Origin of the sequence: Rhodoplanes elegans (genome assembly GCF_016653355.1) — a bacterium.
Taxonomy (GTDB): Bacteria; Pseudomonadota; Alphaproteobacteria; order Rhizobiales; family Xanthobacteraceae; genus Rhodoplanes; species Rhodoplanes elegans.
Genome location: NZ_NHSK01000308.1, coordinates 1 through 18,629 on the forward strand (window position 1 = coordinate 1; position 18,629 = coordinate 18,629).

The window sequence follows — 18,629 nt, forward strand, 5'->3', positions numbered from 1 at the left end:
CGATCGCGACGTTGTCGTCGGCATGCACCTGGATGCGGAGCGGCTTGGTCCGCGTCGCGGGGTGGGGCGGAGTCGATGGCGGACATGGGCGGACTCGGTCACCCGTCCGGGAGTGGCGGGCGGGTCATCATACGTCTTATGAAAAAGAGTGCAAGCCGCCTCTTCCGTCGTGCGCAAGAATTCAGTATTACTTCGGATTGAGGCGCCATCCTTGCTGCGGCACTTGTTTTCCGACCTGTCTCGTCGCCGCTCCAATCATACGACGACCGATGTTTTTCCTGCTGGCCGATCCAGCAGGCGTGTTCGCCGCTCGTTCGCCACGGAGTCGAGATCATGACCACCGAAGCCGCGACCCGGACCAAGCCGCTCCGCATCCAGGTGCATGCCGACGACAACGTCGCGATCGTCGCCAACTCCGGCGGCCTGGCGGCCGGCACCGTGTTCGACGACGGGCTGACGCTGATCGATCACGTCCCGCAGGGCCACAAGGTGGCGCTCGCGGACATTCCGGACGGCGGCATCGTGCGCCGTTACGGCGAGGTGATCGGATACGCCGGCCGTGCGCTGCCGAAAGGCTCGTGGATCGACGAGTTCGCGCTGCAGCTCCCGCAGCCGCCCGAGCTGGAGAAGCTGCCGCTCGCGAACCGCGTGCCGCCCGATCTGCCGCCGCTCGAGGGCTACACGTTCGACGGCTACCGCAATCCCGACGGCTCGGTCGGCACCCGCAACATTCTCGGCATCTCCAGCAGCGTCCACTGCGTCGCCGGCACGGTCGATTACGTGGTGCGGCTGATCAAGGAGCGCCTGCTGCCGCGCTACCCCAACGTCGACGACGTGGTCGGCCTCAACCATCTCTACGGCTGCGGCGTCGCCATCAATGCGCCGGCCGCCGTGGTGCCGATCCGGGCGCTGCAGAACATCGCGCTCAACCCGAACTTCGGCGGCGAGATCATGGTGATCTCGCTCGGCTGCGAGAAGCTGCAGCCGGAGCGCCTCGTGCCCGAGGCTTACGAAGGCGCGGCGGACGACACGATCGTTCGCATGCAGGACGAGCGCTTCACCGGTTTCGGCGCGATGGTCGACGCGATCCTGGCCGCCGCCGAGACGCATCTGAAGACGCTGAATGCTCGCCGGCGCGAGCCGGTGCCGGCCTCGGAGCTGGTCGTCGGCATGCAGTGCGGCGGCTCCGACGCCTTCTCGGGCGTCACGGCGAACCCGGCGGTGGGCTTCTGCTCGGACCTTCTGGTGCGGGCCGGCGCCACCGTGATGTTCTCCGAGGTGACCGAGGTGCGCGACGCCGTGCATCTGCTGACGCCGCGCTGCAGGACCGAGGCGGTCGGCCGCGCGCTGATCCGCGAGATGGCGTGGTACGATCGCTATCTCGCCGCCGGCGAGACCGACCGCAGCGCCAATCCGTCGCCCGGCAACAAGAAGGGCGGCCTCGCCAACATCGTCGAGAAGGCGCTCGGCTCGATCGCCAAGTCGGGCACGAGCCCGATCTCGGCCGTGCTGGCGCCGGGCGAGAAGGCGACCACCAAGGGCCTGATCTTCGCGGCGACGCCGGCCTCGGACTTCGTCTGCGGCACCATGCAGCTCGCGTCGGGCATCACGCTGCAGGTGTTCACCACCGGGCGCGGCACCCCCTACGGGCTCGCCGCCGTGCCGGTGATCAAGATGGCCACCACCAAGGACCTGTCGGCGCGCTGGCACGACCTGATCGACATCGACGCCGGCCGCATCGCCACCGGCGAGAAGACCATCGAGGAGATCGGGTGGGAGCTGTTCCATCTGCTGCTCGACGTCGCCTCGGGCCGCAAGAAGCCGTGGTCCGACCATTGGGGCCTGCACAACGCGCTCGCCGTGTTCAACCCCGCGCCGGTGACCTGAGCGCCGCCGCGCCGTCCAGTCCTCGCCAGAAGGTGATCACGTCCAGCTCGTCAGTTCCAGCTCGAAAGTTCCAGATCGTCAGTTCGAGAGACTCGTCCATCCACGTCTGCTTCCGAAAAAGTCAGCCTGGAGATCGCCAATGATCCATCGTGACGACGACCCCACCGATCGAACGACCACGTCCCGCCGCACCGTGCTGGCCGGCCTCGGCGCCGCTGCCGTGGTGGCCTCCGCGTCGCCGGCCGGCGCCGGCTGGGAGCCCTCCACCCGCATCCCGGACCCGGCGATCAAGATCCTCGACCCGTCGTTCCGCAAATACTGGGTGTCGTCCGCCACCATCGAGCGCATCGCCACCGGCCAGCGCTGGGCCGAGGGGCCGGTGTGGATGGGCGACTGGCGCTGCCTCTTGTGGAGCGACGTGACCGGCGACGCGATCATGCGCTGGGACGAGATCACGGGCGAGGTGACGCCGTATCGCAAGCCGGCGAATTTCTCCAACGGCAACACGCGCGATCGCGCCGGGCGCCTCGTCACCTGCGAGCACACGACGCGGCGCGTGGTGCGCACCGAGATCGGGGGCGCCATCACGGTGGTCGCCGACAAGTTCGAGGGCAAGCCGTTCAACTCGCCCAACGACGTCGTCTCGCATTCGGACGGCTCGATCTGGTTCACGGATCCGGCCTTCGGTCCCAACCCGTCCGAGCGCATGGCGAAGCCGGAGATGCCGCACACCGTCTACCGGGTGGCGCCGGACGGCCGCGTCACGGCGATGGCGACCGACATCGTCGGCCCCAACGGCCTGTGCTTCTCGCCCGACGAGTCGAAGCTCTACGTGATCGAGGCGCGGACCACGCCGCGAAAAATCCGGGTGTTCGACGTCGTCGAGAAGGGAACGAAGCTCGCGAACAGCCGCGTCCTGCTCGACTGCGACGGAACCGCGGACGGCCTGCGCTGCGACGCCGACGGCAATCTGTGGTGCGGCTGGGGGCAGGGGACCGACGAGCTCGACGGCGTGCGGGTGATCAACCCCGACGGCAAGGCGATCGCCCACATCTCGCTGCCCGAGCGGTGCGCCAATGTCTGCTTCGGCGGCATCAATCACGACCGCCTGTTCATGGCGGCGACCCACTCGATCTACTCCCTGATGACCAATGCGCGCGGCACCACCCTCTGGTGAGGCGCCGACAAGACGCAGCCCGAGACGGAAGAACATTCGAGATCAGATAAACCCCCGGGAGAAACGCGATATGACGACAGACCTCAGCCGCCGCACGCTGCTCGCGCTCGCGGGCGGCGGCGCGACGCTCGCTCTCTTTCCCGCGCCGGCCTTCGCGGCGTGGCCCGACAAGGCCGTCACCGTGGTGGTGCCGTTCCCGCCCGGCGGCTCGACCGACATGGTCGCCCGCCAGGTCGGCCAGAAGCTCAACGAGCGGCTCGGGCAGCCCTTCGTGATCGAGAACCGCTCCGGCGCCACCGGCGCCATCGGAGCGACCTCGGTCGCGCGCGCCCAGCCGGACGGCTACACGTTCATGGTGGCGTCGATCGGCGTCTACGCGACCAACCCGTTCCTGCAGCCGAAGCTGCAGTACGATCCGCTGAAGGATTTCGACCTTCTCACGGTGGCGGTGCGGGCCCCGAACGTGCTGGTCGCCAATCCGAAGTTCCCGGCCAACACGGTTGCCGAGCTGGTCGCCGAGCTGAAGAAGAAGCCCGGCAAGATCTCCTTCGCGAGCTCGGGCGCCGGCTCGTCCGACCATCTCACCGCGGCGCTGTTCTGGCAGAAGACCGGGACGACCGGCCTGCACGTGCCGTATCGCGGCGGTGCGCCGGCGATCAGCGATCTCGTCGCCGGGCACGTCGACGTGTCGTTCCAGAACATCAACGCGGTGATCAGCCAGATCAAGGGCGGCAACCTGAAGGTGCTCGCCGTGACGGGCGACAAGCGCTCGCCGCTTCTGCCCAACATCCCGACCCTGTCGGAGGCGGGCGTGTCGGGGGCCGACGTGTTCTCGTGGCAGGCGATCGCCGCGCCCAAGGGCCTGCCGGCCGACGTGAAGACGAAGCTGCACGCCGAGATCGTCGCGTCGCTCAACGCCCCCGACGTGCGCCCGCGCATGGAGGAGCTCGGCTTCGAGATCGTCGCCAACACACCGGACGAGTTCCGCGCCTTCCTGGTGCAGGAGCTCGCCCGGTGGAAGGAGGTCATCGAGGTGGGGAAGATCTCGCTGGAGTGAGATCGAGAGGAGCGACTGGGTCTTGGTCATTCCGGGGCGCCGCGCAACGGCGAACCCGGAATCCAGGCCGGATGTCGACGTGTGTCGCTGGATTCCGGGTTCGCGGACCTCACGGTCCGCGCCCCGGAATGACGGGAATCGGACGAGACGCGCGCCCGAGATTGGCGCTGCGCAGGAGAGAGACGACGCCATGACCACCAAGGATGCGGCCACCGTGAAGAGCACCCCGGTCGTCACCGGGCTGCGGGTCGTGCCGGTCGCCGGCCGCGACAGCATGCTGCTGAACCTCAGTGGCGCGCATGGGCCGTTCTTCACCCGCAACCTCGTGATCATGACCGACTCGTCCGGCCACACCGGTGTCGGCGAGGTGCCGGGCGGCGAGGCGATCCGCAAGACCCTGGAGGACGCGACGCCGCTCGTCGTCGGCCAGCCGATCGGCGCCTACAACGCGATCCTCAACGGCGTGCGAAAAACCTTCGCCACGCGCGATGCCGGCGGTCGTGGCTTCCAGACCTTCGACCTGCGCGTCACCATCCACGCTGTCACGGCGCTCGAGTCGGCGCTGCTCGATCTGCTCGGCCAGCATCTCGGCGTGCCGGTGGCGGCGCTGCTCGGCGAGGGCCAGCAGCGCGACGCCGTCGAGGTCCTCGGCTATCTGTTCTATGTCGGCGACCGCAACAAGACGCCGCTGCCCTACGAGGCGCCGCCCGCAAAGGGCGACGACTGGCAGAAGCTCCGGCACGAGGTCGCGCTGACGCCGGAGGCCGTGGTGCGGCTCGCCGAGGCGACCGAGGCCCGCTACGGGTTCCGCGACTTCAAGCTGAAGGGCGGCGTGCTCGCCGGCGACGAGGAGGTCGCGGCCGTCACGGCCCTCAAGCAGCGGCTTCCGGAGGCGCGCATCACGCTCGATCCGAACGGCGCCTGGCATCTCGCCGAGGCGATCCGGCTGTGCCGCGGCCTCGGTCACGTGCTCGCCTATGCCGAGGATCCGTGCGGCTCCGAGGGTAACTTCTCGGGCCGCGAGGTGATGGCGGAGTTCCGCCGCGCCACGGGGCTGCCGACCGCCACCAACATGATCGCCACCGACTGGCGCGAGATGGTGCATTCGCTCGTGCTGCAGTCGGTCGACATCCCGCTCGCCGATCCGCATTTCTGGACCATGCAGGGCTCGGTGCGGGTGGCGCAGACCTGCCGCGACTTCGGCCTCACCTGGGGCTCGCACTCCAACAACCATTTCGACGTGTCGCTCGCCATGTTCACGCATGTGGCGGCGGCGGCGCCCGGCCGCGTCACGGCGATCGACACCCACTGGATCTGGCAGGACGGCCAGTTCCTCACCCGCGATCCGCTGCAGATCAAGGGCGGCAAGATCGCCGTGCCGACGGTGCCGGGCCTCGGCGTCACGCTCGACATGGATGCCGTCGAAAAAGCATACCGGCTCTACCAGGAGCACGGCCTCGGCGCCCGCGACGACGCGGTCGCGATGCAGTACCTGATCCCGGGGTGGACGTTCGACCGCAAGAAGCCCTGCCTGGTGCGCTGATTCTCGTGCGCTGAAACCACGCGCTCTCTCGGGCGCGCTCACTCCCGCAAGACCGACGGACCCACGATGACCACGCCCTACTGTCCATTCCCAAATCAGTTCCGCGCCGACATCCGGTCCGGCAAGACCGTGATCGGCTGCTGGGCTTCCCTGGCGAGCCCGATCACCACCGAGATTCTCGGTCTCGCCGGCTTCGACTGGATTCTTCTGGACGCCGAGCATTCGCCCAACGACGTGCTGTCGCTGGTGCCGCAGCTGATGGCGCTCAAGGACAGCGCCTCGGCGCCGGTCGTGCGGCCGCCGTGGAACGAGCCCGTGATCCTCAAGCGGCTGCTCGACGTCGGCTTCCACAACTTCCTCATTCCCTACATCGAGAGCGTCGAGGAGGCCGAGCGCGCCGTCGCCTCCACGCGCTATCCGCCGGCGGGCATTCGCGGCGTCTCCATCGCCCAGCGCAGCAACAACTACGGCACGCTGAATCCGAAGGGCTACTTCCCGGGCATCAACGACAACATCACGGTGCTGCTGCAGATCGAGACCCGCAAGGGCGTCGAGGCCGTGGACGCGATCGCTGCCGTGGACGGCGTCGATGGCATCTTCGTTGGGCCGAACGACCTCGCCGCCGCCTACGGGCATCTGGCGAACCCCGCGCATCCCGAGGTGCAGGAGGTGATCAGGCACATCTTCGATCGCGCCCGCGCGGCCGGCAAGGCGGCCGGCATCCTCACCGGCGTCGAGGCGGAGGCGCGTCGCTATCTCGAGTGGGGCGCCACCTTCGTCGCGGTCGGCAGCGACCTCGGCCTGTTCCGCGGCGCCACGCAGGCGCTGCGCGACAAGTTCAAGGCGGGCTGAGGCCCGCTGTCTGCATGTCGATCACGACCGATCCAGAGTCTCTCCGTCACCCTGAGGTGGTCGCGCGACGCGCGACCCTCGAAGGGCGACGGTCGAGGCGCCCGGGCGTGCATCCTTCGAGGCCCGGCTGCGCCGGACACCTCAGGATGACGGTCGTCGTCGGTGGTCGCGGCGAGTGACGGACTGTTCAAACAAACCGCGCCGCGTGGCGGCGCACCTCCGAAGGAGAGACACATGAGCAAGATCGGCTTCGTCGGCCTGGGCATCATGGGCACGCCGATGGCGGGCCACCTGATCGCCGCCGGTCATCAACTGTTCCTCTACGACCTGCGGCCGCCGAAGGCCGAGCTGACCGACAAGGGCGGCGTCGCCTGCGCGTCGGGCAAGGAGGTCGCCGAGAAGTCCGACATCGTCTTCGTGATGGTGCCGGACACGCCCGACGTCGGCGCCGCGCTGTTCTCGGAGAACGGCATCGCGGCCGGCCTGTCGAAGGGCAAGATCGTCGTCGACATGAGCTCGATCTCGCCGGTCGAGACCAAGGAGTACGCGGCGAAGATCGAGGCGCTCGGCTGCGAGTATCTCGACGCGCCGGTGTCGGGCGGCGAGGTCGGCGCCAAGCAGGCCTCGCTGACCATCATGGTCGGCGGCAAGGACGCGGTGTTCGCCACCGTGAAGCCGCTGTTCGAGCTGATGGGCAAGAACATCACGCTGGTCGGCGGCACCGGCGCGGGCCAGACCTGCAAGGTGGCGAACCAGATCATCGTCGCGCTGACCATCGAGGCGGTCGGCGAGGCGCTCCTGTTCGCCGCCAAGGCGGGCGCCGATCCGGCCAAGGTGCGTCAGGCCCTGATGGGCGGCTTCGCCAACTCGCGCATCCTCGAGGTGCACGGCGAGCGCATGGTGAAGCGCAACTTCGAGCCGGGCTTCCGCATCGCCCTGCATCAGAAGGACCTGAACCTCGCCCTCTCGGCGGCCCGCAAGATGGGCCTGAGCCTGCCGAACACGGCGACCGCGCAGGAGCTGTTCAACGCCTGCGCGGCCCACGGCGGCAGCGCCTGGGACCACTCCGGCATGGTGAAGGCGCTGGAGATGCTCGGCAACTTCGAGATCGGGCAGAAGAGCTGATCGAGGCGGAGCGTCGCCGTCTGAGTTCGTCCTCATGGTGAGGAGCGATCCGAAGGATCGCGTCTCGAACCATGTGGCCCCCTTCCGGGGCCGCCCTCACCCTTCGAGACGGCCGCTTCGCGGCCTCCTCAGGATGAGGGCGGAACGGGAGCTGACGTCGCCTGTTGCGACCGCCGTCCGGCCGACCGCTTCTCCTGGCGGGGACCGGGCGGTGACTGCCAGACGCGCCGCGGTCCGGCGCGGTCGGTCACTGCGGCCGGGCGAGAGCCCGGCCATTTTTTCAGATCAGCTTCTGTCGTGACGAAACGGTCCCGAGTTCCGCTCGTCCCCGCGAAGGGGCTAGGGCATGCATCGCGTGCCACGCATAGGAGCGTCATGCGCGGGCTCGACCCGCGCATCCATCACCTTCACCAAAAAGCGTCCTCTCGCAGAGAGATGGAGCGCCGGGTCAAGCCCGGCGATGACGTCGGAGTGAGCCGCCGGCAGGGGCGACACGGCGCGACGCTCCTGGATGCCCGCCTTCGCGGGCATGAGCGGAGTATGGGGCCGCTTTCAATCGAAACTACAAGTCGCGCCCCGGGACGGCCGCGCTCACCACTCCAGGCTCTTGCCGTCGTAGTTGAAGAAGCCGCCGGTCTTGTCGATCGTCAGGTCGTCGATCACGCCGACGATGCCGCGGGTCGACTGGGCGACGGTCAGGGCCGCGCCCTTGCCGCCCATGTCGGTCTTCACCCAGCCCGGATGCACGACCGCGACGGCGATGCCCATCGGCCGCAGCTCGGCGGCCAGCCCCTGCATCACCTTGTTCACGGCGGCCTTCGACGTGCGATAGGCGACGTCGCCGGCGCCGCCGCCGGAGAGCTGGCCCATGATGCTCGACACCGTGACGATGCGCGGCCGCTCGCCGCGGCGCAGGTTCGGCAGCAGCGCCTGGGCGACGCGCAGCGGCGCCAGCGTGTTGATGGCGAGCGTCTGCGCGAAGCCGTCGAAATCCATGTCGAGCGCGCCCTGGCGGTCCGGGCCGCGCACGCCGGCATTGTTGATCAGCACGTCGATCGCCTGCCCGTCGAGGCTGCCTGCGAGCTTTGCCACCGAATCCTGGTCGCCGACGTCGAGCCGGTGGGTCGTGATCAGCTCCGGATGACGCGCGGCGAGCGCGGCGAGGTCGGGCGCGGCGGGATCGCGGGCGCAGGCGAGCACGCGATCGCCGCGGGCAGCGAGCCGCTCGACGAGGCCGAGGCCGATGCCGCGGCTCGCGCCGGTGATCAGAAACGTGGTCATGTGGTTGCTCCAGCGAATGCGGCGACCGGCCGCGTCGCTTGCGCGAGCCAGTCGCGGGTCGTGGTGTCGAGCGCGGGCGACAGCGTCTCCCGCACCCTTGCGTGATAGGCGTCGAGCCAGGCGATCTCGTCGGCGCTCATCAGATCCGCCGCGACGAGGCGCAGATCGATCGGCGCCAGCGTCAGCGTCTCGAAGGCGTTCAGCGGCTTCTCGGCGCCCGGCACGGCGGGCGCCTCGGTCACCAGCAGCAGATTCTCGATCCTGATCCCGTAGGCGCCGGTCTTGTAGTAGCCGGGCTCGTCGGAGAGGATCATGCCGCGCATCAGCGGCGTGGTGCCGAGCTTGGAGATGCGGGCCGGGCCCTCGTGCACCGAGAGGTAGCTGCCGATGCCGTGGCCGGTGCCGTGGTCGAAGTCGAGTCCGGCCGCCCACAGGAACATGCGGGCGAGGCTGTCGAGCTGGGCGCCCGTGATGCCGTCCGGGAAGACGGCGCGGGCGACCGCGATGTGGCCCTTCAGCACGCGGGTGAAGCGGTCGCGCATCTCGTCGCTCGGCGGGCCGATCGCGACCGTGCGGGTCACGTCCGTGGTGCCGTCGACATACTGGGCGCCGGAGTCGATCAGGAACAGCTCGCCCAGCGCCAGCCGCCGGTTGGTCCGCCGCGTCACCCGGTAGTGGACGATGGCGCCGTTCGGGCCGGCGCCCGCGATGGTCGGGAACGACACGTCCTCGAGCAGCCCCGAGTCGGCGCGGAACTGCTCCAGCGCCTCGACGGCGTCGATCTCGGTCGGCAGCCCGTCCGCGACGCCGTCGCGGCAGGCGCCGTCGAGCCAGGCGAGGAAGCGCACGAGGGCGAGGCCGTCGCGGCGATGCGCGGCGCGGGCGCCGTCGATCTCGGTCGGGTTCTTCACCGCCTTCATCAGGGCGATCGGATCGGCGCCGCGCGAGACCTGGCCGCCGGCCGCGGTGACGATACGGGCGATGGCGTCGGCGCCAGTCGCGTCGTCGATCCGGATCGTCGCGCCGGTGGCGGCGAGGCGGGCGAGGTCGGGCTCGAAGGCGTCGGGACCGGGCAGGTCGGCGAGGCCGGCGAGCGCCTCGCGCACCGCCGGCTCGATCTTGCCCGGGTCGACATGGAGGCTCGGGCGGCCGTCGGCCGGCACGATGGCGGTCGCCAGCGGCAGCGGCGTGTGGGCGACGTCGCTGCCGCGGATGTTGAACAGCCAGGCGACCGCGTGCGGATCGGAGACCACCAGGGCGGCCAGGCGGCCGGCGGCGAGCTCGCCGCGCAGGCGGGCGAGCTTGTCGGTCGCGGCCTCGCCGGCATGCCGGGTGTCGTGGATCACCACGGGGCCGCGCGGCGGCGCCGGCCGGTCGGTCCACACCGCGTCGAGCGGGTTGGTCTCGACCGGCACCAGCGTGCCGCCGGCCTGCGCGCAGGCGCTCGCGAGCTTCTCGGCGCCCCGCACCGTGTGGAGCCAGGGGTCGTAGCCGAGCCGGCGGCCGGCCGGCAGGTTCGCCTCGATCCAGTCCGACGGCGGCGTGTCGGTGAGATGGGCGATCTCGAACAGGGCGGGGTCGACCTGCTCGGCCGCCTGCAGGGTGTAGCGGCCGTCGACGAACAGCACGGCGCGGTCGGCGAGCACGATGGCGGCGCCGGCCGAGCCGGTGAAGCCGGTGAGCCAGGCGAGCCGCTCGTCGCAGGGGGCGACATACTCGTTCTGCCAGCGGTCGGCGCGCGGGACGACGAAGCCGTCGAGGTCTCGGCGCGCCAGCTCGTCGCGCAGCGCCGCGAGGCGCGGTCGTGTCGCGGCCGGATCGGCCGGATCGTCGAAGCTCTGGAATCGGGAGGGCATGGCGGCAAGCTATCGGGGCCGGCGCAGCGCGGCAATGCCGCCAGCCGAGCCGGAGGTGCCGATGGCGGATCGCCGCGACGATCCGCTGCAGCGATCCGCCGCGACCGATCTCCCGCGCCACGGCATGGCTGCCATGCGGCCCGGATGTCGCTCCCGAATGAAAATGCGCGACGGGGCAGCGGGGCGAAACGGGCGCGGTGCGCAACCATGCCGTCGCGAGCATTCGTGTCGCGGCGCCGGACCCGGCCCGCGGCGGCTGTCCGGCGCCCTCTTCACGGCTCTCGAACGCGGAGCTAACCTTCGGAAAAACAAGACGATACCACAGGGACGACCAGGGAGGCCGTCGTTCGAAAGGAACGATCGCCATGTCGATTCTCAGCCTGAACCACGTCGGTTCGCTCGCGGACGGCAAGCCGGTTCCCCACGAGACCCTGCTCGATCGCCTCTTCCGGGCGCTCTACCGGGCCCGGATGGCCCAGGCCGAACGCGTCATCGACCATTATTGCCCGATGGTCCGGCAGGCCGGCATTCCCGCGCCGGGCGATCCGCCGAGCCGTCGGCTGCACTGATCCTCGACCGAAGGGGCGGCAGCCCGCCGACGTGGGCCGGGGGATGCCCCGATCCGCGCGGCAGGCTGCGCCACGGCGAGGATTGCTCACGGCCCATATTGCATTGCAACAAAGCCGCCGCGGATCGCCCCGCGGCTCCCGGCCTGCGACCACAAGTCTGGCTAGCCGAATCTGGTCAATTCTCGCAATGAGAGAGAACTCTTCTCTCCATGTGAAAGAACATTTCACCCTTGCGACAAAAGCGGGTCCGAATCCGGGTTTTCCCGCTGTCGCGAGTCGGTCCGGATCCCTATGTTGGCGATGCAGCAAAAAACACTGCAGTGCAGAAAATCGCTGCTGAAGCACGGGCAGGAGACCGACTGGAGGGCGCAGACCAAAAAGGATCATGCGCCATGCCCACTGACAACAGCCCCGAAAAAGCCGCGGCCGTTTCGCCGTTCGCTCCGTACTACGCGTTTTTCGCCGATTTTTACGAAGCCCAGATCACCAACGCCAAGCACGTGCTCGATTATCACCTCGCCATGGTGAAGAGCTTCGGCCGCGTCAACGAGGACTTCCACTCGTACGTGGTCGGCAGCGCCATCGAGGCGCCGGATGCCGTCGCGCGCGCCTGGGCGATGCGCTACACGGCCGGCGGCCTGTCACCCTCGGCGTAAGACCAGCGTCGCCCATCCGTCGAGGGTGAGGCGGCCGACCAGGCGGAGCCCCTGCGCCCGATAGGCCGCGAGGGCCGCGTTCGCCTGCGACGCCAGCAGCCCCGACAGGATCACGACTCCGCCCGGCCCGAGCGCTCCCGCGATCGGCCGGGCGAGCCTTTTCAGCGGCCCGAGCAGGATGTTGGCGAAGACCAGCCGGGCCTTTCCGCGCTCGCGGAATGCCGGTGCCGTCAGCCCGGCGCCGATCGCCAGCGCGACGAAGCCTCCGGCCCGGTTGAGCCGCACATTGTCGCGCGCCACCCGGACGGCGGCCGGATCGATGTCGCTCGCCAGCACGGGCCGGCGCAGCGCGCGGGCCGCCGCGATCGCCAGCACGCCGGTGCCGGTGCCGATGTCGAGGATCGCCGATCCGCGCCGCTGCCGGGAGCCGGCGCGCCGCCGCACAGGGCGGGGCTTTTCCGTCTTCAGCAGGCGGTCGAGCGCAACGAGGCAGCCGCGCGTCGTGCCGTGATGGCCGGTGCCGAAGGCGAGCGCCGCGTCGATCTCGATGGCGATGCGATGGCGCGCCACCCGGGCCCGGTCGTGGGCGCCGTGGACGACGAAGCGGCCGGCCGGCACGGGAGCGAGCCCCTCCAGCGAGGCGGCGACCCAGTCCTTCTGCGTCAGCGTCTCGAAAACGAGACCCGCCGCGGTCTCCGGATCGGCGGCGAGCGCCACCAGGTCGCGCACCGCCGCCTCGTCGGGGGCGTGCTCGAAATAGACCTCGACGCCCCAGCTCTTCTCGTCCGGCATCTCGAAAGCCGCGACCGCGGTCTCCTCCGGATCGAAGCTCTCGCCGAGGAGGTCGGCGATGCGGCGCGCCTGCGCCTCGGTGGTGACGAGGCGGGCGACCGTGGAGGGCCGGGCGGGCTGGAGTCCTTCGCGCATGGCGGCTGGTGTGGCCCGGCGCCGGGGCCGATGCAAGCGGCACGACGGCGACGTCGGGCTGCGCGGACCGGGACCTGGTCTCGGGCCGGGCCGACCGAGGGACCGTCCCTGCGAAGGCCTCGATCGAAATCCTCACAACTCACATTAACGATCTGGAGCCGTTCGGCCGAGTTCGACCGGAATATCAACAGTCGGATCTTAAGATGTATGGTTAATGAACTGTAAATACTGAAGTTTCATCGGTTCGATGATGGCTGTGTGACGGCCGTTCGAGCCGGTCATCGGGGAGACACACAACCGGTTCGGCGGCCCGCGACAGATCACGAGCCGCCCGCTTGTCCCCACGAGTTCACAGGCTTCTCCGGGCCTCTTCCACAGACTTGTGCACGGAGACGTCCACGCCCGAGTCACAAGTCGTCAACAGGCCTGTGCACACGCTTATCCACAGCTTGTCCACGGCTTGTCCACAGCCTTGTCCACACTCCATCAACGGAGCTTTCGCGGCTCGTCAACGAGCCTTGCACCGGCTTCTGCACAGGATTGTCCACAGCCTGTCCGACCACCTCACCAGCGCTGATAGGGGTAGGGCGGCGGCATGTAGGGGTCAAACGGGCGGTAGACCGGCGCGTAGGCGGAGGGCGGGGCGTAATAGGTCCGCGGCGCGTAGCCGACCTCGGCGGGGCCGTCCGAGACCACGCTCCGGGGCGCCCGCGCCACCGCGGCCGGGGCCGCGCCGGTGACGACGATCCGGGTCGCGCCGGCGCCGTGCTGCTTCACCAGCGAGAACAGGGTCGCGGCATTGGACGGGTGCAGTCGCACGCAGCCGTGCGAGGCCGGGCCGCCGAGCCGCGAGATCTCGTAGGAGCCGTGGATCGCGTAGCCGCCGTGAAAGAAAATCGAGTAGGGCATCGGCGAGTTGTAGTACTTCTTCGAGAAGTAGGTCCGGTGCAGCCGCTGCGGCGAGTAGGTGCCGCTGGGCGTGCCGAAGCCGGCCCGGCCGGTCGACACCGGCCACGAATAACGCGGCGAGCCGTCGACCACGACCGACATGGTCTGGGTCGACTTGTCGATCCGCACCAGCAGGGCGGCCTCGGCCGGGGCGAGCGGGATCACGAGCAACGGGACGACGAGCGCCGCGGCGAGAATCGCCGGGCGGACCAGCACGCGAAGACGGGTCATGGGCTCACTCGGACTGCGGCCGACACCGGCCGAGGGGTTCGATGCGCGACTCAACGTGCGACCCGCGGACCGGTTCCGGGGCGTCGCACGAGATGGTTAGCGCAGCCGGGTGGCAGCGGCGGGGCGTAGCGGCGTCAGGGGGAGGGCGATGCGTCGACGCCGAACGAGCGGCCGCTGATCTCGCTCTGTCCGTAGGAGCAAGCCTCCGGGAACCGCATGAGCTCCAGGCCGGTCTCTTTCGCCGCCTCGAGCCGGGCCTTGCGATAGGCGCGGGCGATCGCTTCAGCGACCCGAGGCTTCAGGCCCGGATTATCGCCGAGGATGTCGTCGATTTCCAGCCGCTGGGTCGCGATCGACAGCGCCCAGCTTCGCGAGCGCCGCTCCGGCTGAAAATCCCATTTCAGCATATGCAGCAGGAGCACCCGATACGCGCTCTCCAGCTTGTTGAACTGCTCGCGCCCCAAGGATTCGATCTCCTCGGCCACGTTGTCGCGATCGATCGCGTCCAGTCGGCCGGCCCGGATCAGCCGCGCCTGCTCCTGCGACCAGGTGTAGAAGTCCCGGTCGTAAGCTGCGCGCTCGCCTTCGGGCCGTTGGTCGGCCGAAAGGGGGGCGATCGATACGTCGTCGCGATGCGGCGCCATGGCGCTCCTCGATCCGCGTCCCCCCGGCCGCGTTGGCTCGGTCGCCGGACGAGCCAAGCGAAATCCGACAAGCTTGTCCAGATCGGATGATGGCCGGAACGATTCAGGCCGCGTCGGCTGGGATCGGCGCCGGCACCAGCGCCACCATGTGGGCCGCGATGTCGCGGGCGACTTCGGGATCGCGCTTCAGCTCGGTCAGAGTACGGGCCGGCGGCATCGCGCGGCCATCCTCGGCCAGCGCTTCGGCGTAGAGCGCCACGGCCTCCGGCGCATTGTGAAGGGCCTGGTCCAGATCATCGCCGCCCGAGAAGCACCCGGGCAGGTCCGGAAACCAGACCCCCACAGCGGTGTCCGGCCCGGCTTCCTCGACGATGGCGACGTAGTGGGTCATCGGCTCCCGGCGTCAATCACGATCCCATCTCGCCTGCTTGTATATGGCTCGGACAAGACCTGGGCCAAGGTCCTTCTTCGGGTGCGGAAGTACGATCGTCTCCGGCGAACGTGGGTGCTTGAAGACGTGATGAGAGCCTTTGACCCGGACGACGATCCATCCGTCGCGTTCGAGACGCCTTCTGATGTCGTTGCTGTTGGTCAGCATCCGAGCACCCGTCACGCCAATAGTCGTCGATCCTATCGCACGGGCCGTTTCCGACATCGAGACGGAATGGCTTTGCACCGTGCCCGGGGCTCACGCCTTCTTCAAAAAACTGTCGACCACCTTCTTCTCGCCGGCCTTGTCGAACTGGATGGTCAGCTTGTTGCCGTCGACGACGCGGACGCGGCCGTAGCCGAATTTTTGGTGGAAGACGCGGTCGCCGGTCGCGAAGGCCGAGGGGGCGCCGGTCGAGCGGGCGACCAGCTCGCCCTCGATGGTCTGCGGGGCGCGGCCATACCTCTCCCCGTTGGGGAGAGGTCGGCGCGCGGGACGCGCGCCGGGTGAGGGGGATTGGTCGATCATGGCGGCACGCCCCCCCTCACCCGACCGAGCGCGGACCGGGTCCGCACTCGGTCGACCTCTCCCCGCTGGGGAGAGGTGAGAAGGAGAAACATCCCGCATCCGGCCTTCCGGCTCGTGCTCCTGCGAGTACTCGTGCGGGTCTTCCTCGAAACCGCCGCGGCTCTTCTGGGCGCGGCGCCAGCCCGGCGTCGTGTAGCTCGATCCGAACGCCGCCGTGGTGTCGAAGCGTGAGCCGTAGGCGCTGCCGTAGCCGGCGAAGCCGCCCTTCGCCTCCAGCACCTCGACATGCTGCTCGGGCAGCTCGTCCAGAAAGCGCGACGGCAGGCTCGACGTCCACGAGCCGTGAATGCGGCGGTTCGAGACGAACGAGATCCTCGCGTTCTTGCGGGCCCGGGTGAGGCCGACATGCGCCAGGCGGCGCTCCTCCTCCAGGCCGGCGCGGCCGTTCTCGTCGAGCGAGCGTTGATGCGGCAGCAGGCCTTCCTCCCAGCCGGGCAGGAAGACGGTGTCGAACTCGAGCCCTTTGGCCGCGTGCAGCGTCATGATCGAGACGGCATCCAGATCCTCGCCGCGATCCGTGTCCATCACCAAGGCGACGTGCTCGAGGAACCCTTGCAGGTTCTCGAAGTCCTCCATGGAGCGCACCAGCTCCTTCAGGTTCTCCAGCCGCCCGGCCGCGTCGGCGGAGCGGTCCTTCTGCCACATCTCGGTGTAGCCGGACTCGTCGAGCACGATTTCGGCCAGCTCGGTGTGCGGGAGCGTATCGCGCTGCGTCCGCCAGCGGTCGAAGGCGGCGACGAGGTCGCGCAGCGCCGCGCGCGGCTTCGGCTTCACGGCCTCGCTGGTGCTCATGGCGCGCGCCGCTTCGAGCAGCGGCACGCCGCGGGCGCGGGCGAGGTCGTGGAGGTTTTGCAGCGCCGCGTCGCCGAGCCCGCGCTTCGGCACGTTGACGATGCGTTCGAAGGCGAGGTCGTCGGCCGGCTGGTTGACCAGCCGCAGATACGCCATGGCGTCGCGGATCTCGGCGCGCTCGTAGAAGCGCGGGCCGCCGATGACGCGGTAGGGCAGGCCGAGCGTGACGAAGCGGTCCTCGATCTCGCGCATCTGGAACGAGGCGCGCACCAGAATGGCGATCTCGTTCAGCCGGTGGGCGCGGCGCTGGAGCTGCTCGATCTCCTCGCCGATGGCGCGGGCCTCTTCCTCTGAGTCCCAGGCGCTCGACACGACAACCTTCTCGCCGGCCTCGCCCTCCGAGCGCAGCGTTTTTCCCAGCCGCCCCTCGTTGTGGGCGATCAGGTGTGAGGCGGCGCCGAGAATATGCGCGGTCGAGCGATAGTTGCGCTCCAGCCGGATCACCTTGGCGCCCGGAAAGTCGTGGTCGAAGCGCAGGATGTTGTCGACCTCGGCGCCGCGCCAGCCATAGATCGACTGATCGTCGTCGCCGACGCAGCAGATGTTCTTTTGCGGGGCTCTTTCTTCACCTCTCCCCGGTGGGGAGAGGTCGGCATGCGGGCGGAGCCCGGATGCCGGGTGAGGGGGGGAGAGCGCGCGTGATTGAGAGCTCGGCTCCCCCTCACCCGGCTCGCTGCGCGAGCCGACCTCTCCCCGCTGGGGAGAGGTGAAGGGGCCCGCAGCGAGTTTCGTCGAAGCCGTCCCCGCGGTCGGGCGCTGGGCCAGCAGGCGCAGCCAGAGATACTGGGCGACATTGGTGTCCTGGTACTCGTCGACCAGGATGTACTTGAAGCGCGACTGGTACTGCGCCAGCACGGCGGCGTGCTCGCGAAACAGCCTTATGGTTTCCAGCAGCAGGTCGCCGAAGTCGGCGGCGTTGAGCGTCTTCAGCCGTGCTTGATAGGCGGCGTAGAGGTCGCGGCCGCGGCCGTTGCCGAACACGGCGCCTTCGCCGGCCGGCACCTGGTCGGGCGTCAGCCCGCGGTTCTTCCAGCCGTCGATCTGGGTGGCGAGCAGGCGCCCCGGCCAGCGCTTCTCGTCGATGTTCTCGGCCGCGATGAGCTGCTTCAGGAGCCGGATCTGGTCGTCGACGTCGAGGATGGTGAAGTCGGGCTTCAGCCCGACCAGCTCGGCGTGCCGCCTGAGAATTTTTGCGCCGATCGAGTGGAAGGTGCCGAGCCACGGCATGCCCTCGACGGCCTCGCCCACCATGCCGCCGATGCGGTGCTTCATCTCGCGCGCCGCCTTGTTGGTGAAGGTGACGGCGAGGATCTCGCTCGCCCGCGCTCGGCCGAGGCTGAGGATGTGGGCGATGCGGGTGGTCAGCACGCGGGTCTTGCCGGTGCCGGCGCCCGCCAGCACCAGCACGGCGCCGTCGAGGGTCTCGACCGCTTCGCGCTGCTCCGGGTTGAGTCCCTCCAGATAGGGGGCGCGGTGGGCGCCACGGGCACGCGCCGCGATGCCGCCGCTCGCCATCGGGGGAGGCGGGGCGGGCTCGAAGTGTCGCTCGAAGGGGTCGGACATTCCGTTCCAGGCTGCCGGTTCGGGCGGCCGGCACGGGCGCCGGTCGCTCATCGCCGGTCTTTTGGGGGCCGGCCGGGGTCGGGGACCCGCCGCGGAGCGGGCCCGTATTCACGAATCGTTCGTCCTAAAGATGGCACCCGGACCGGCGCAAGGGGAGGGGCGCGACAGGGTGTGGATGGCGGGGGCGTATCGCTGGGGCGATCGGGCAGGGCGCCTGCGCTCCCTCTCCCCGCCGTGCGGGGAGAGGGTCGGGGTGAGGGGGCGCCTCCTGGATGCTCAGCCTCGCGGTGAAGCCCCCTCACCCGGATTCCACGCCTGGCGGCGTGCAATCCGACCTCTCCCCGCGCGCGGGGAGAGGTTTGCGCGTGCTTACCGTGTGGCGGGGCGTTGTCCTTCTCCCCGCGTGCGGGGAGAAGGTGGCTCGCCGCGCAGCGGCGAGTCGG

General features: G+C 69.5%; 16 protein-coding genes. 8 read left to right on the forward strand and 8 right to left on the reverse strand.

Annotated features, from left to right (window positions below; all coding sequences use genetic code 11):
• Window positions 1-333 precede the first annotated feature (333 nt).
• The 6 genes from garD to glxR all read left to right on the forward strand — a co-directional run bounded on the left by garD (window position 334) and on the right by glxR (window position 7,641).
• Window positions 334-1,887 carry a galactarate dehydratase gene (gene garD, locus CCR97_RS30355; protein WP_111355958.1) on the forward strand — a complete coding sequence of 518 codons (1,554 nt, stop codon included), beginning with the start codon at window positions 334-336 and terminating at the stop codon, window positions 1,885-1,887.
• 223 nt (window positions 1,888-2,110) lie between these two features.
• The gene (locus CCR97_RS30360; protein WP_420826113.1) at window positions 2,111-3,064 is read left to right on the forward strand and encodes an SMP-30/gluconolactonase/LRE family protein; all 954 of its coding nucleotides are present in this window, start codon (window positions 2,111-2,113) and stop codon (window positions 3,062-3,064) included.
• Window positions 3,065-3,134: 70 nt separating this feature from the next.
• On the forward strand, window positions 3,135-4,121 hold the full coding sequence (locus CCR97_RS30365; RefSeq protein WP_111355961.1) for a Bug family tripartite tricarboxylate transporter substrate binding protein: 987 nt from the start codon (window positions 3,135-3,137) through the stop codon (window positions 4,119-4,121).
• A gap of 190 nt (window positions 4,122-4,311) precedes the next feature.
• Window positions 4,312-5,664 (forward strand): glucarate dehydratase, encoded by a 1,353-nt coding sequence (gene gudD, locus CCR97_RS30370; protein ID WP_111355963.1) that lies wholly within the window; start codon window positions 4,312-4,314, stop codon window positions 5,662-5,664.
• A 66-nt stretch (window positions 5,665-5,730) separates the two neighbouring features.
• Entirely contained in the window at window positions 5,731-6,516 is a 786-nt protein-coding gene (gene garL / locus CCR97_RS30375; protein ID WP_111355965.1) for a 2-dehydro-3-deoxyglucarate aldolase, read from the forward strand.
• A 183-nt stretch (window positions 6,517-6,699) separates the two neighbouring features.
• On the forward strand, window positions 6,700-7,641 hold the full coding sequence (glxR, locus tag CCR97_RS30380; RefSeq protein ID WP_274611571.1) for a 2-hydroxy-3-oxopropionate reductase: 942 nt from the start codon (window positions 6,700-6,702) through the stop codon (window positions 7,639-7,641).
• Window positions 7,642-8,232: 591 nt separating this feature from the next.
• Here glxR and CCR97_RS30385 read toward each other — a convergent pair.
• Both CCR97_RS30385 and CCR97_RS30390 read right to left on the reverse strand, forming a co-directional pair.
• Window positions 8,233-8,922 carry an SDR family oxidoreductase gene (locus tag CCR97_RS30385; protein WP_111355969.1) on the reverse strand — a complete coding sequence of 230 codons (690 nt, stop codon included), beginning with the start codon at window positions 8,920-8,922 and terminating at the stop codon, window positions 8,233-8,235.
• Window positions 8,919-10,778 carry an aminopeptidase P family protein gene (locus CCR97_RS30390; protein ID WP_111355971.1) on the reverse strand — a complete coding sequence of 620 codons (1,860 nt, stop codon included), beginning with the start codon at window positions 10,776-10,778 and terminating at the stop codon, window positions 8,919-8,921. Before CCR97_RS30390 ends, CCR97_RS30385 begins: the two co-directional genes overlap by 4 nt.
• A 365-nt stretch (window positions 10,779-11,143) precedes the next feature.
• Here CCR97_RS30390 and CCR97_RS30395 point away from each other — a divergent pair, with 365 nt between their 5' ends.
• Window positions 11,144-11,347 (forward strand): hypothetical protein, encoded by a 204-nt coding sequence (locus tag CCR97_RS30395; RefSeq protein WP_111355972.1) that lies wholly within the window; start codon window positions 11,144-11,146, stop codon window positions 11,345-11,347.
• Between the two features lie 392 nt (window positions 11,348-11,739).
• Window positions 11,740-12,003, forward strand: coding sequence for a hypothetical protein (locus CCR97_RS30400; RefSeq protein WP_111355974.1), 264 nt, complete (start codon window positions 11,740-11,742; stop codon window positions 12,001-12,003).
• On the opposite strand, the gene CCR97_RS30405 is transcribed toward CCR97_RS30400, so the two are convergent.
• From CCR97_RS30405 to CCR97_RS30430, 6 genes are all read right to left on the reverse strand, one after another.
• The gene (locus CCR97_RS30405) at window positions 11,989-12,930 is read right to left on the reverse strand and encodes a 50S ribosomal protein L11 methyltransferase (protein ID WP_111355976.1); all 942 of its coding nucleotides are present in this window, start codon (window positions 12,928-12,930) and stop codon (window positions 11,989-11,991) included. The two genes, CCR97_RS30400 and CCR97_RS30405, sit on opposite strands and share 15 nt — an antisense overlap.
• Window positions 12,931-13,494: 564 nt before the next feature.
• On the reverse strand, window positions 13,495-14,109 hold the full coding sequence (locus tag CCR97_RS30410; RefSeq protein WP_111355978.1) for a L,D-transpeptidase: 615 nt from the start codon (window positions 14,107-14,109) through the stop codon (window positions 13,495-13,497).
• A gap of 134 nt (window positions 14,110-14,243) precedes the next feature.
• Window positions 14,244-14,753, reverse strand: a complete 510-nt coding sequence (locus tag CCR97_RS30415; RefSeq protein WP_111355980.1) for a DUF29 domain-containing protein — start codon at window positions 14,751-14,753, stop codon at window positions 14,244-14,246.
• A 103-nt stretch (window positions 14,754-14,856) separates the two neighbouring features.
• Window positions 14,857-15,144, reverse strand: a complete 288-nt coding sequence (locus CCR97_RS30420; RefSeq protein WP_111355982.1) for a type II toxin-antitoxin system HicB family antitoxin — start codon at window positions 15,142-15,144, stop codon at window positions 14,857-14,859.
• Window positions 15,145-15,156: 12 nt separating this feature from the next.
• Window positions 15,157-15,408 (reverse strand): type II toxin-antitoxin system HicA family toxin, encoded by a 252-nt coding sequence (locus CCR97_RS30425; protein ID WP_338049163.1) that lies wholly within the window; start codon window positions 15,406-15,408, stop codon window positions 15,157-15,159.
• 33 nt (window positions 15,409-15,441) lie between these two features.
• Window positions 15,442-18,186, reverse strand: a complete 2,745-nt coding sequence (locus CCR97_RS30430; RefSeq protein ID WP_201160203.1) for an ATP-dependent helicase — start codon at window positions 18,184-18,186, stop codon at window positions 15,442-15,444.
• Between the last annotated feature and the right edge of the window lie 443 nt (window positions 18,187-18,629).